10 protein-coding genes and 2 pseudogenes are annotated in these 13414 nt (G+C 65.6%); 5 read left to right on the forward strand and 7 right to left on the reverse strand.

The features are described from left to right. Positions 1-140: 140 nt before the first annotated feature. The gene (gene cysE / locus BAY1663_RS15085; protein ID WP_037042294.1) at positions 141-935 is read right to left on the reverse strand and encodes a serine O-acetyltransferase; all 795 of its coding nucleotides are present in this window, start codon (positions 933-935) and stop codon (positions 141-143) included. Between the two features lie 155 nt (positions 936-1090). On the opposite strand from cysE, the gene BAY1663_RS15090 reads away from it, so the two are divergent. From BAY1663_RS15090 to BAY1663_RS15100, 3 genes are all read left to right on the forward strand, one after another. After that, complete coding sequence (locus BAY1663_RS15090; RefSeq protein ID WP_037042296.1) at positions 1091-2239, forward strand: pyridoxal phosphate-dependent aminotransferase; 1149 nt, start codon at positions 1091-1093, stop codon at positions 2237-2239. Continuing rightward, positions 2227-3021 (forward strand): amidohydrolase, encoded by a 795-nt coding sequence (locus tag BAY1663_RS15095; protein WP_037042298.1) that lies wholly within the window; start codon positions 2227-2229, stop codon positions 3019-3021. The genes BAY1663_RS15090 and BAY1663_RS15095 overlap by 13 nt, the downstream gene beginning before the upstream one ends. A 323-nt stretch (positions 3022-3344) precedes the next feature. Then, positions 3345-3878 (forward strand): flavin reductase family protein, encoded by a 534-nt coding sequence (locus BAY1663_RS15100; protein WP_037042300.1) that lies wholly within the window; start codon positions 3345-3347, stop codon positions 3876-3878. Here BAY1663_RS15100 and BAY1663_RS15105 read toward each other — a convergent pair whose 3' ends face one another. From BAY1663_RS15105 to leuA, 5 genes and pseudogenes are all read right to left on the reverse strand, one after another. Beyond that, the gene (locus BAY1663_RS15105; RefSeq protein WP_037042302.1) at positions 3879-4247 is read right to left on the reverse strand and encodes a DUF2784 domain-containing protein; all 369 of its coding nucleotides are present in this window, start codon (positions 4245-4247) and stop codon (positions 3879-3881) included. Beyond that, entirely contained in the window at positions 4247-4876 is a 630-nt protein-coding gene (locus BAY1663_RS15110) for a DUF2238 domain-containing protein (RefSeq protein WP_037042308.1), read from the reverse strand. The genes BAY1663_RS15105 and BAY1663_RS15110 overlap by 1 nt, the downstream gene beginning before the upstream one ends. A gap of 84 nt (positions 4877-4960) precedes the next feature. Beyond that, entirely contained in the window at positions 4961-5674 is a 714-nt protein-coding gene (locus BAY1663_RS15115) for an endonuclease (RefSeq protein ID WP_037042310.1), read from the reverse strand. Positions 5675-5915: 241 nt separating this feature from the next. Further along, positions 5916-6970: pseudogene (locus tag BAY1663_RS15120) on the reverse strand (NAD(P)-dependent alcohol dehydrogenase). 332 nt (positions 6971-7302) lie between these two features. Continuing rightward, the gene (gene leuA, locus BAY1663_RS15125) at positions 7303-8973 is read right to left on the reverse strand and encodes a 2-isopropylmalate synthase (protein WP_037042312.1); all 1671 of its coding nucleotides are present in this window, start codon (positions 8971-8973) and stop codon (positions 7303-7305) included. 316 nt (positions 8974-9289) lie between these two features. Between leuA and BAY1663_RS15130 the strand changes: the two genes are divergently transcribed. Both BAY1663_RS15130 and BAY1663_RS15135 read left to right on the forward strand, forming a co-directional pair. Further along, entirely contained in the window at positions 9290-9646 is a 357-nt protein-coding gene (locus BAY1663_RS15130) for a DUF2946 domain-containing protein (protein WP_037042314.1), read from the forward strand. Between the two features lie 55 nt (positions 9647-9701). Next, positions 9702-11897, forward strand: a complete 2196-nt coding sequence (locus tag BAY1663_RS15135; RefSeq protein ID WP_037042316.1) for a TonB-dependent copper receptor — start codon at positions 9702-9704, stop codon at positions 11895-11897. A gap of 165 nt (positions 11898-12062) precedes the next feature. Here BAY1663_RS15135 and BAY1663_RS15140 read toward each other — a convergent pair. Beyond that, positions 12063-13357 (reverse strand): annotated as a pseudogene (locus BAY1663_RS15140) (mechanosensitive ion channel family protein). Positions 13358-13414 lie beyond the last annotated feature (57 nt).

The following is a 13414-nucleotide window of genomic DNA, read 5'->3' on the forward strand; positions in this document are numbered from 1 at the left end:
GCCTTCAAGCAACTCGCTAAACGCCCATGAAAGCAAAACTTTCATTCAACACACCCAAACTTGCCAGTCCGATATCAATCCTTGCTTCCCCCGAGAAAGCGCGATGAAGCGTTTTTAACGCAACCGATCGCGAACGGGGCTCAGCCTTCCTCGTCGAACGACTGATCCATATCCAGTGCCGGCCGCGCGTGCCGCGGCTTGCCGGCCTGGCGCGCCGGGTTGCCGACCACCGTGGTATGCGGCGGGACCGGGTGCAGCACGATGCTGCCGGCACCGACCTTGGCGCCCTCGCCGATCTCGATATTGCCGAGAATCTTCGCCCCCGCGCCGATCATCACCCCGCTGCGCACCTTCGGATGGCGGTCGCCGCCTTCCTTGCCGGTGCCGCCGAGGGTCACGCCCTGCAGAATCGATACATCGTCTCCGACCACAGCCGTCTCGCCGATGACGATGCCAGTGCCGTGGTCGAGCATGATGCCGCTGCCGATCCTGCTCGCGGGATTGATGTCGATGCCCAGGCGTTCGTTGCAACGTGCCTGGATGAACAGCGCCAGCAGCCGTTCGCCCTGCCGCTGCAGGTGGTGTCCGATGCGATAGGCCTGCAGGGCGAGGAAGCCCTTGGAGAACAGCAACACTTCCAGCGCGCTGTCGAAGGCCGGGTCGCGGCTGACGATCGCCTGCAGGTCGCGCCAGGCCGATTCGGCCAGCTGTGGCTGCTGGCGGTGGATCTCGGCGAAACGTTCGGCCAGCGCCTGTCGCTGCTCGGCAGTGTCCGCCAGGGCCTGGCCGACCCGCTGGGCAAGGGTGCAGCCGAAGTCCGGGTGCTCGAGTACCGTCTGCCGGAAGAGATCGGCCAGTGCCGGTTCGGTATCCAGGGCCCGTTCCGCCTGGGCACGCAAGTCGTTCCATGAAGAGCTGGCAGAGTGAAACTGCATGGTGAATTCCTTGTGGCTATCGATCTGTGCCTTGTCGCTACAACTGTAGCAGGCCGAATCCTCACACCCCGGACGCGCTCGTATCCGGCCGCCGCGATCGGCTATCCTGTTTCTCCCTGCCGCATCCCGTCGGGCAGGCCTGTCGGAAGGCTGTGATGCTCATCAGTAAATTGCCCCATGTCGGCACGACCATCTTCACCACCATGTCCCAGCTGGCTGCGGATAGCGGTGCGCTCAACCTGTCCCAGGGCTTTCCCGATTTCGACGGCCCCGCTGCCCTGCGCGAGGCGCTGGCGCGACATGTCATGGCCGGGCACAACCAGTACGCGCCGATGACCGGCCTGCCCGCGCTGCGCGAGCAGGTCGCGGCCAAGGTGGCCACGCTGTATGGCCGGCCGGTGGATGCGGCCAGCGAGGTGACGATCACCCCCGGCGCCACCCAGGCGATCTTCTGCGCGATCCAGGCACTGATCCGGCCGGGCGACGAGGTCATCGTCTTCGATCCCTGCTACGACAGCTACGAGCCGTCCGTGCAACTGGCCGGCGGCATCTGCATCCACCAGCAGCTGAGCCTGCCGGATTTTCGCATCGACTGGCAGCGTCTGGCCGATGTGATCGGCCCGCGCACGCGGCTGATCGTCCTCAACACCCCGCACAACCCCAGTGGCGCGCTGATCGACGGCGACGACCTGGATCGCCTCGCCGCGCTGATCCGCGAGCGCGATATCTACCTGCTCAGCGACGAGGTCTACGAGCACCTGGTCTTCGACGGCCGCGAGCACGCCAGCGTGCTGCGCCACGACGAGCTGTACCGGCGCAGCTTCGTCGTCAGCTCGTTCGGCAAGACCTACCACGTCACCGGCTGGAAGACCGGCTACGTGGTGGCGCCGCCGGCACTCAGCGCCGAGCTGCGCAAGGTTCACCAGTACGTCAGCTTCACCGGCGTGACGCCGCTGCAATGGGCGCTGGCCGACTTCATGGCCGCGCATCCCGAGCACATCGCCGAGCTGCCGGCCTTCTACCAGGCCAAGCGCGATCTGTTCTGCGACCTGCTGGCCGGTTCACGCTTCGGTTTCAAGCGGGCCGCGGGGACCTACTTCCAGCTGGCCGACTATTCGGCGATCCGGCCGGATCTGGACGATGTGGCGATGGCCGAATGGTTGACGCGCGAACATGGCGTGGCGAGCATTCCGATCTCGGTCTTCTATCAGCAGGCGCCGGCGGATCTGCGGCTGGTGCGTTTCTGTTTTGCCAAACGGGAGGAGACGCTGCGTCAGGCGGCGGAACGACTATGCGCGATCTGAACGATTTGCCGGATCTCGAACTGGCCCTGATACAGACCAGCCTGGTCTGGCAGGATGCGGCGGCCAACCGCGAGCGCTTCACCGTGCTGCTGGAACAGGCGCGTGGCGCCGATCTGATCATTCTTCCGGAAATGTTCACCACCGGCTTCTCCATGGACTCCGCCGCCCTGGCCGAGCCCGAGGAAGGGCCGAGCTATGTCTGGCTGCGCGAGCAGGCCGTCCGGCTGGATGCGGTGGTGACCGGCAGCGTGATCATCGAGGCCGCCGACGGCAGCCACCGCAACCGCCTGCTCTGGGCGCGGCCGGATGGCGAGGTGCTGCACTACGACAAGCGCCATCTGTTCCGCATGGCCGGCGAGCACAAGCACTACACGCCGGGGCTGCAACAGGCCCTGTTCGAGGTGAATGGCTGGCGCGTGCGGCCGCTGATTTGCTACGACCTGCGTTTCCCGGTCTGGAGCCGCGACCCCCACGGCACCGATCTGCTGCTCTATACCGCCAATTGGCCGGCCGCCCGGCGCGATGCCTGGAACCGCTTGCTGCCGGCCCGGGCCATCGAGAACCTGTGCTTCGTCGCGGCGGTCAATCGCGTCGGCGAGGACGGCAAGGGCTATCCCTACAGCGGCGACAGCCAGGTGCTGGATTTCAAAGGCGATACGTTGCTGGCAGCCGGCGAGGCCGACGGGGTGTTCCGGTGCTCGCTGAGGGCCAGGGACCTGGCCGCTTTCCGCGAGCGCTTCCCGGCCTATCACGATGGCGACGAATTCGAGCTGAAGGCCTGACGCTGGTCCGGTAGCTTGCGCATTGGCATTGGCATTGGCATTGGCATTGGCATTGGCTTTGGCTTTGGCTTTGGCTTTGGCGGCAGGCCTGCGGCCTGCATCGCCGCGAGGGCGTGCCCACAGGTTCGCTGGATGCTTGCTGCTTTTGTGGGAGGCCCGACCCCGGGGCGATGCTTTTGGTTTTGGGCAGGCTTGTGGCCTGCATCGCCGCGAGGGCGCGCCTCCCACAGGGTTCGGTGTGGGCTGGCTGCTTTTGTGGGAGCCGACCCGGGGCGATGGATGAGCTATGGTCTGATCATGCTGTTCGATTCGGGAGTGGTTCGATGAAAACCCAGCTTCCGCTGTCCGAAGTCTATGCCATTCTCGAGCCCGGCCCCGTGCTGCTGCTCGGTACCGCGCAGGATGGCCGCGCCAACCTGATGGCCATGTCCTGGCACTGCATGCTGGAGTTCGAGCCGCCCCTGGTCGGCTGCGTGGTCAGCGCGGCGAACTACTCCTTCGCTGCGCTGCAGGCGACCGGCGAATGCGTGCTCAACGTCCCCACCGATGACCTGGTCCGGCAACTGGTGGGCTGCGGCAACAGCCACGGCGACGAAACCGACAAGTTCGCCCGCTTCCGCCTCACCGCGGTGCCGTCCGCCCGGGTGGCGGTACCGCGGGTGGCGGAGTGCTACGCGAATCTGGAATGCCGCGTGGCCGACCGGCAATTGGTCGGCAGCTACAACTTCTTCATTCTCGAGGTGCTGCAGGCCTGGCACGATCCCGCAGTCACGGCACCGCGCACGCTGCACCATCGCGGTTATGGCCGGTTCATGCTGGCGGGAGAGGAGATCCAGCTGGACTCGGCGATGCGCTGATCAGCGCAATACCCGGCGCCTGTGCCACAGCCAGCCATAGACCAGCAGGTTGATCGCGACGACCACCGCCGCCAGCGCGTACTGCAGCGGTAGCGTCAGCCAGTGCGGGTAGATGATCGGCAGCAGGTAGTGCTCGATGAAACCGCCACTGTAGCCGACCTCCCCGGCGCGGATGCGCAGGGCCTGTTCCCAGCCGGTGAGCGGGCAGCCGCGGTCGGCCAGCTGCACGTAGATCGCCCAGCCCACCGCCGGCAGATGCAGCGACAGCAGCCAGCGCCGGCATGCCACCAGCAGACCGCCGAACAGGGCGAACAGCACGAACCCCAGGTGCAGCACCAGCAGGGCATCGGCGCCGAGCCGGTAGAGCATTAGCGCGCGTCCACGGCATGCCGCTCGAGCGCGGCAATCTGCCGGTCCTGCAGGCGGTCGAGGCCGAGCAGCACCAGGCTGGCGCCGAGCAGTGCGAGCAGCATGTCCGACTGCGTATCCCAGGGGTCGCCCTGGGTGCCGAGGAAATCGATGGCGCCGCCGCCGGCAATCAGCGCCACCCACCATTCGATCAGTTCGTAGAAGGCGCTGAACGCCAGCGCCACGCAGATCGCCAGGAAGTTGAGCATCGCTCCGCGGGCGAGGTAGCGCCGGCGCAGCAGGATTTCCCGGGCGACCAGCATCGGCACCAGGCCCTGCATGAAGTGGCCGAGCTTGTCGTAGGGATTGCGCTGCAGGTCGAACAGCTCCTGCACCCAGAAACCCAGCGGCACGCGTGCATAGGTGTAGGCGCCACCGAGAATCAGCACCAGTGCGTGCACGGTGATCAGGACATAGAGCAGGCGAGTCAGGGGGAAACGCCGGTAGGTCAGCAGCAGGACCGGCGCGGCGATCAGCACCGGTGCGACTTCGAGCAGCCAGGTCGCGCGGTCGTAGGGGGCGATGCCGGAAACGATCAGGGCTAGCAGCACCGCCAGCCCGAGGGTTGCGTAAAAGGTCGTCTGCGGCATACCGGCCCTGCCCAATTCATGCGGGCCTACAGCATGCCCCCCGGCATGGGTGGCGGCAAGCGGCCGGCGCGTCGCCGGCGGTCTTCAGCGGCTGGCCACGGCCTTGCGCCGGCCGCAACTGCGCGGGTCGACCTCGCCGACGTGAGGGTTGGCGTTGCCCTGCACGCAGGCGATGCTGCGGTTGCGCCAGCGTTCCCACTCGCTGACCGGATACTGGCGGTTCCAGACGTCGTACAGCCGCTGGTCCTGGCGTGACAGGCGCAATTTGTAGCGCTCGCTCATGTACAGATATGTCCGGGCGATGGCGCCACGGCTGTATTCGGGCGGCATCGCCGTACGCTGCTTGAAATTCACCACGAAGGGGCAGGCGCCATACTGGCCGGGCTTCTCGGCGAGCATGCCGAAACCGAAATTGCTGCGGTCGCCGTTCACCTCGCCGACCACTGGCACCAGGTTGTGCAGGTCGGCCTCGGCACGGCTGAACAGCGGATCGTTGGCGGTGCAGTTCTTGCGTCCGCCCTGTTGCCAGCACTGGCGCTGGTGGCCGATCACCCAGGCGGGGACGATGTGTTCCCATTCGACCCGTTCGGCACGCCGGGGCTGCTTGCGCGGGACATAGCCGCAACTGGCGAGATCGATACGGTTGCCCTGGAAGCGGCAACCGCAGTAGAAGTCCACGGGGCGCTCGGCATAGATCTTCCAGGCCAGCTTCTTCGCTTCGCGGAAGGTGCGCGGCGCCTCGGAGTGAGCATTGGAGGAAAACAGCAGGGCAAGCAGGAACACGCTGAAGCGACGCATGGGTATCTCGACGACTGACTGAGAGACGCATCCGTGCGGGGCCGCGCATGTTACCTGCCGAACAACTAAAAATCATGGAAAACAATGGGTTAGTTGGTTGCTCAAGTGAAGTGGGGGATGGGTGGCGAGGCGAAAGGGGGCTAAGAGGGAGATGTCCGGCGCCTGATCGCCCCATATGGGAGCCAGCTTGCTGGCGATGGCCATTCAACGGCACCGCCAGCAAGGCTGCACACTCCGCTGCTCAGGCGGTCTTCAGCGTTGCCATGTCGATGACGAATCGGTACTTCACGTCGCTTCTGAGCATCCGCTCGTAGCGTCGTTGATGTCCTGCATGCGGATCATCTCGATGTCCGCGACGATGCCGTGCTCGGCGCAGAAGTCGAGCATCTCCTGGGTCTCCGCGATGCCGCCGATCAGCGACCCGGCGATCCGCCGGCGTTTGAAGATCAGCCCGAACACGTTCGGCGACGGGTGCGGCGAGGCCGGGGCACCCACCAGGGTCATGGTGGCGTCGCGCTTGAGCAGGTTGAGGAAGGCGTCGAGGTTGTGCGGCGCGGCAACCGTATTGAGGATGAAGTCGAAGCTGTTGGCGTGCGCGGCCATCTCGTCCTGGTTCTTCGATACCACCACTTCCGAGGCGCCGAGGCGCAGGGCGTCTTCCTTCTTGTCCGGCGAGGTGGTGAACAGCACGACCTTGGCGCCCATGGCATTGGCGATCTTCACCGCCATGTGGCCGAGGCCGCCGAGGCCGACCACGCCGACTTTCTGCCCCGGGTCGACCTTCCACTGGCGCAGCGGCGAGTAGGTGGTGATGCCGGCGCAGAGCAGCGGCGCGACGGCGGCCAGGTTGTCGGTATGGCTGACGCGCAGCACGAACTTCTCGTCCACCACGATGATGTCGGAGTAGCCGCCCAGGGTGTTCTCGCCGCCGCCGAACGCCGGGCCGTTGTAGGTGCCGACGAAACCGTTCTCGCAGTATTGCTCGAGGCCTTCGCCGCAGGACGGGCAGTTGCGACAACTGTCGACCAGGCAGCCGACGCCGGCGATGTCGCCGACCTTGAAACGCGATACGGCCGAACCGACTGCGGTGACCCTGCCAACGATTTCGTGGCCGGGAACCGAGGGGTAGAGCGTGTTGTTCCATTCGTTGCGGGCGGTGTGCAGGTCCGAGTGACAGACACCGCAGTAGAGAATGTCGATCTGCACGTCGTTCGCTCCGACGGCACGGCGCGAGAACGAATAGGGGGCGAGTGGCGTGCTCGGGTCGAGGGCGGCGTAACCGATGGCCTTGCTCATGGCGGCTCCTTTGGATTGACGGGGTGAGTCAATCCTAGTACCGATCCCGGCAGGAGCGGTTGCACGATCCTGCCGATGCCTGACGCGTTCCTGCTGGAAGAACCATCGCAGGCGCCCGCTTGCGGGCGAGCCGCGGCGGCGATCGCCGGCAAGGACTCGGCGTCCCCCCGGCTCCAAATCAACGCGCGGGCTGGAGGCCGATGCTCGTGCAACAAGCGATGGTTCGTGGGCTTTAGCCTAGGGTAGGCTTTTGCTGGTCTGAAGTGGAGCGCCGCCCGGCCCACCCCTTCGCAGGAAAAGCGGCGAGCCCGCTGGAGGCTCGCCGGTGGAGGTCAGGCGGCCTTCGCTTCGGCCTCGCGCACCGCGCGGTTCAGCGCGCTGAACAGGGCGCGGATGCTCGCCGTGGTGATGTTCTCGTCGATGCCGATGCCATGCAGCGGTCGCTCGCCGTCCAGGCGCACCTCGATGTAGGCCGCGGCCTTGGCGTTGCTGCCGGCGCCGATGGCGTGCTCGTGGTAGTCCATGATCTCCAGCTTGACCGGCAAGGCGGCGACCAGCGCCTCCAGCGGGCCCTTGCCGATGCCGCGCCAGTGGGCGGTCTCACCGTCGCTCGCGACCTCCACGTCCACTGCACTGGTGCCGTTCTCCTCCTGCAGGCGATGGCCCTTGAGCGTGTACGGCGCGGTGGCCTGCAGGTATTCGGCTTCGAGCAGCGCATGAATCTGCTTGGCGCTCATTTCCAGGCCGAGGCGGTCGGTCTCCTTCTGCACCACCTGGCTGAACTCGATCTGCATGCGGCGTGGCAGGCTGATGCCGTATTCCTGTTCGAGCAGGTAGGTGATGCCGCCCTTGCCGGACTGGCTGTTGACGCGGATCACCGCCTCGTAGCTGCGGCCGATATCGGCCGGGTCGATCGGCAGGTAGGGGACTTCCCAGAGGCCGTTCGGGTCCTGCTGGGCGAAGCCCTTGCGGATCGCATCCTGGTGCGAGCCGGAGAAGGCGGTGTGCACCAGGTCGCCGACGTAGGGGTGGCGCGGGTGCACCGGCAACTGGTTGCATTCCTCGACCACCTTGCGCACCGCGTCGATGTCGGAGAAGTCCAGCTGCGGGTCGACGCCCTGGGTGTACATGTTCAGCGCCACGGTGACCAGGTCGACGTTGCCGGTGCGCTCGCCGTTGCCGAACAGGCAGCCCTCGACGCGATCGGCGCCGGCCATCAGGCCCAGCTCGGTGGCCGCCACGCCGGTGCCGCGGTCGTTGTGGGTGTGCAGGCTGATCAGCACGCTGTCGCGCCGGGCGATGCGGCGGCCGAAGTATTCGATCTGGTCGGCATAGATGTTCGGCGTGGCCGCCTCGATGGTGGCCGGCAGGTTGAGGATCAGCTTCTGCGCGGGCGTCGGCTGGAACACCTCGATCACCGCGTTGCACACCTCGACGGCGAAATCGGTCTCGGTGGAGCTGAACACCTCGGGCGAGTACTCGAAGCGCCAGTCGGTTTCCGGCGCGGCAGCGGCCAGGCGCTTGATGATCTGCGCGGCACTGACCGCGATGTTCACCACGCCGGCCTTGTCCTGGTTGAAGACGATGCGGCGGAAGCTCGGCGCGGTGGCATTGTAGTAGTGGACGATGGCCCGCTTGGCGCCCTTGAGCGACTCGAAGGTACGGGTGATCAGGTCCTCGCGGGCCTGGGTCAGCACCTGGATGGTGACGTCGTCGGGAATATGGCCACCGTCGATCAGCTCGCGGACGAAGTCGAAGTCGGTCTGCGAGGCGGAGGGGAAGCCCACCTCGATTTCCTTCACGCCCACCTGCACCAGGGTCTTGAAGAAGCGCATCTTCTTCGCTGCATCCATCGGCTCGATCAGCGACTGGTTGCCATCGCGCAGATCGGAACTGAGCCAGATCGGCGCCTGGGTGATGGCCTTCGATGGCCAGGTGCGATCGGGGATATCGATGGCCGGAAAGGCGCGATATTTTTTCGATGGATTCTTGAGCATGGTCATGGTGGTTTCCCGAGCGTTCTTCGGGCGAGCCGCTTTTCTGCTCGCCTGATTCAATGAGTTATGGTGCGAAGTTAGTGCTTTATGGTTGTCTCGTGCAAGAGTTGAAAGAAAAATGGTGAAAAACTCCAATATAGAAGAATAAGAAGAATTTCGTGCTGCGATGCGCGCGAAAACATGTGCTTGTTTGCTCGCGAGGATTGCGGCCTCATGTCGCAGCGTGGTGCCTGAAGCAGGCATGCGATCATCCCCGGCACCCCGCAGTACAAGTCACGCTTTACTGAAGGACCGATCGGTGTCACGCAAACGGCTAACGACAATGAGCATCTGGCTTGGCCTGTTCGCCATGCTGATGATCCATGTCGGGCCGTTGTATTCGGCCGTTCAGGCCGCCCAGGCGAACGAGCACCATCATCAGCATGCCGGGCACGAGCCTGCGCCGTCCGCCCATGGTCATCATCGGCAGGCGGTGGGGGAGCCCGCATGGCTGTCGGCGCTCGAGCTCTGCGGCTACTGCGAACTGCTGACGGTCAACCCGCCGCTCACGCTTTCCGTCGCGCTGGTCCTGCCCCGTCATGAACCCGGCTACTTCCAGCCGCTCCCCGAGCAACCGCTGCCGCCGGCCTTGCGCCGCAGCAGCGGCCACCCGCGCGCTCCACCGTATTTCCACTGCTGATTGCCCATGAGCCGCTTCGCCGCGGCTGTACACACCTGCAGAAGTGGAAATACCTATGCCCAGCAATATTCGTGGCTATGAGGCGCGTGCGCGCCTGTCCGACCGTTTTTCGATTCAACCATCCCGTCTGCGTTGGCAGTTCGCCCATGCGGCGCTGCTGGCAATGCTTGCCGGTGGCGCTCTGGCGGCCGAGACCGACCATACCGGCCATGCCGAGCAGGCGGACGCCGTCGAGCTGGCGCCGATGGTCATCACTGGCGTTGGCCAGCAATCGCCGCTGACCGTGGTCACCGACCCGAAGATTCCGCGCCAGCCGATGCCGGCCAGCGACGGCGCCGATTACCTGAAAACCATTCCGGGCTTTTCCGCCGTGCGCAACGGCGGGGTGAACGGCGATCCGGTGTTCCGCGGCATGTTCGGCTCGCGGCTGAAGCTGCTCAGCAACGGCGGCGAAATGCTCGGCGCCTGTCCGAACCGGATGGATTCGCCGAGTTCCTACATCAGCCCGGACACCTTCGACAAGCTGACGGTGATCAAGGGACCGCAGACCGTGCTCTGGGGCCCAGGCACCTCGGCCGCCACCGTGCTCTTCGAACGGGAGCCGGAACAGTTCAGCGAACCCGACTACCGCCTCAATGGCAGCCTGCTGGCCGGTTCCAACGGGCGTTTCGATCGCAACCTCGATGCGGCCGCCGGCAATAGCCAGGGTTACGCGCGGCTGATGGCCAACAGCTCGCAGGCCGACGACTACGAGGACGGCAACGGCGACACCGTGCCGTCGCGCTACGACAAGTGGAACACCGATGTCGCCCTGGGCTGGACGCCGGATGCCGACACCCTGGTCGAGCTGACCGCGGGCCGTGGTGACGGTTACGCACGCTATGCCGGACGAGGCATGGACGGCAGCCAGTTCCAGCGCGAGAGCCTGGGATTGCGCTTCAAGAAGACCAATATCGGCGAGACCTTCTACGGCCTGGAGGCGCAGGTCTACTACAACTACGCCGACCACATCATGGACAACTACAGCCTGCGCGACTTCGTGCCCTCGATGATGATGCCGAATCCGACGCTTTCCCGAGTGGATCGCCGTACGCTCGGCGGACGTCTGGTCGGCACCTGGCAGTGGGCCGATGTCGAACTCAAGGCCGGTGTCGACGCGCAACGCAGCGAGCACCGCAAGGTGATGAACCCGGCGGGTGCCGCCAACCAGATGGTCACTGCGGCTGGCAGCGATGCGCTGCCCTGGGTACCGGACGCCATGTTGCACAGCTACGGCCTGTTCGGCGAGCTGACCTGGGACATGAGCGAGACCCGGAAGATTGTCAGCGGCCTGCGGATAGACCTGCACGAGGCCGAGGACCAGCGCGCATTCTTCCGCAGCCACGATACCTCCAGCATGCCCATCGTCTCGCGCGACTGGGACAACCCCACCGCCGGCGAAACCCGCCGCGACACGCTGTACAGCGGCTTCGTGCGTTACGAGGAAGAGCTCGCCGGCCTGCCGGCGACCTGGTATGCCGGCCTCGGCCATGCCGAGCGCTTCCCCGACTACTGGGAACTGTTCGTCTCCAACCCGGGGCCGGTCGGCACCGTACAGCCGTTCGACACGGTACGCCCGGAGAAGACCACGCAGCTCGATATCGGCCTGCAGTATGCCAAGGGGCCGCTGGAAGCCTGGGTGTCCGCCTACGCCGGTGTGGTCGAGGACTACATCCTGTTCAGCTACGTGCCCGGGGCGATGCCCAACATGATCCGTGCCGAAGTCAGCAACATCGACGCCACCATCGCCGGTGCCGAGATGGGCGCGAGCTATCGCTTCACCCCCAACTGGAAGGGCGATGCCAGCCTGGCCTACGCCTGGGGCGAGAACCGCAGCGACGATCGCGCCATGCCGCAGATCCCTCCGCTGGAAGGGCGCCTGGGCCTCACCTACGAGCGTGACAACTGGAGCACCAGCGCGCTCTGGCGTGTGGTCGCGGCGCAGAACCGGGTGGCCGAGAACCAGGGCACCGTGGTCGGCAAGGACTTCGACGAGAGCGCCGGGTTCGGCGTACTGGCGGTCAATGGCGCGTATCGGCTGAACAAGCACTTCAAGCTCAGCGCTGGCGTCGACAACCTGCTGGACAAGAACTACAGCGAGCACCTCAACCTGGCCGGCAGTGCCGGCTTCGCCGACTATGGGCTCGATGCCACCAGCCGCGTCAACGAGCCGGGGCGTACCTACTGGGCGCGCGTCGACATGAGCTTCTGATCCGGCACAACCGCTGCAAGAGTGGGGATGCCGTCTCATCCCCACTCCGGACGTAGGTTGGCGCTGAGGCGCGGGGCGCTGTGGTGCGGCTCATGGCGCTGGCTTCAGGGATGAGGCAATGGGCAGCGCTCGGCGCCGCGCCATGCCTCGTGCCTCAGCGCCAACCTACGATTGACTGGTCATTTCCACCGAATGCCCCGCCGACCGGTGCAATGCCGGTGCGTCGTGCGGCTCCAGCGATTGGCGCCACTCGCGCATGTCCGCCCCGCTGGGGTGCTGGAACACGCGCAAGCCGAACTCCGGCAGGATCGCCAGCAGGTGGTCGAAGATGTCCGACTGGATCGCCTCGTACTGCGTCCAGGCCACCGTATTGGTGAAACAGTAGATTTCCAGCGGCAAACCATCGGCGGTCGGGCTCAGTTGCCTGACGATCAGCGTCATGCCCTGGTGAATGCCGGGTGGCTGCGCAGGTAGCGCTCGACATAGGCGCGGAAGGTGCCGATGTTGGTGACGCGGCGGGTATTGACCGGCTCCTGGCCACGCTCGGCGAGCTTGGCGTTCCAGGCATCGATCTCCTGGCGCTTGTTGACCAGATAGTCCTCCAGCAGGCTGAAGCGATACAGTCGCTTGCGCTCCTCGGCATCGAGGAAGTGCACGCTCTGCTGATCCAGGTAGAGGCTGCGCTTGATTCGCCGGCCACCGGACTCCTGCATGCCGCGCCAGTTCTTGAACGAATCGGAGATGAAGCGCTTGGTCGGGATGCTGGTGATGGTCTTGTCCCAGTTCTGCACCTTGACCGTGTGCAGGGCGATGTCGATCACGTCGCCGTCGGCATTGAGCTGCGGCATCTCCACCCAGTCGCCGACGCGGATCAGGTCGTTGGAGGTGATCTGCACACTGGCCACCAGCGACAGCAGGGTGTCCTGGAAGATCAGCATCAGCACCGCGGCCATGGCGCCGAGGCCGGACAGCAGGATCAGTGGCGAGCGGTCGATCAGGGTGGCGATGATCAGGATGGTGGCGATCGCGTAGAGCACGATCTTCACCACCTGCAGGTAGCCCTTGATCGGGTGCAGGTGGGCGTCCGAGCGCCGCTGGTAGAGTAGGTTGACGATGTCCAGCACCGCGCCGAGGGCCAGGGCGACGGTCAGTACGATGAAGCCGCCGCAGACGTTGCGGACCACCGTCACCGCGGCGTCCGGCAGTCCCGGAACGGTGCCGACGCCGAGCGACAATACCAGCGCCGGGACGATGTTCGACAAACGCTTGATGACGCCGAAGTCCTGCAGCTGGGTATCGCGCACATGTCGCAGTAGGTGGTAGAGGCCGCGTACCAGGATGCGCTTGACGATCCAGTTGGACAACCACGCGGCGAGGAGCAGGGTCGCGCTGGCGAGCAGCGTCTGCAGTTCGGGGTGGGCTCTGAGCCAGTCCAGCCAGCCGGCCAGGTCGTCAGTCATGGGGGCTCCATCGGGTTGTGGGGCGGCGGGAAGGGCCGCTGGGGCGCGACCTTAGCA

Origin of the sequence: Pseudomonas sp. BAY1663 (assembly GCF_000582595.1) — a bacterium.
Taxonomy (GTDB): Bacteria; Pseudomonadota; Gammaproteobacteria; order Pseudomonadales; family Pseudomonadaceae; genus Stutzerimonas; species Stutzerimonas stutzeri_AF.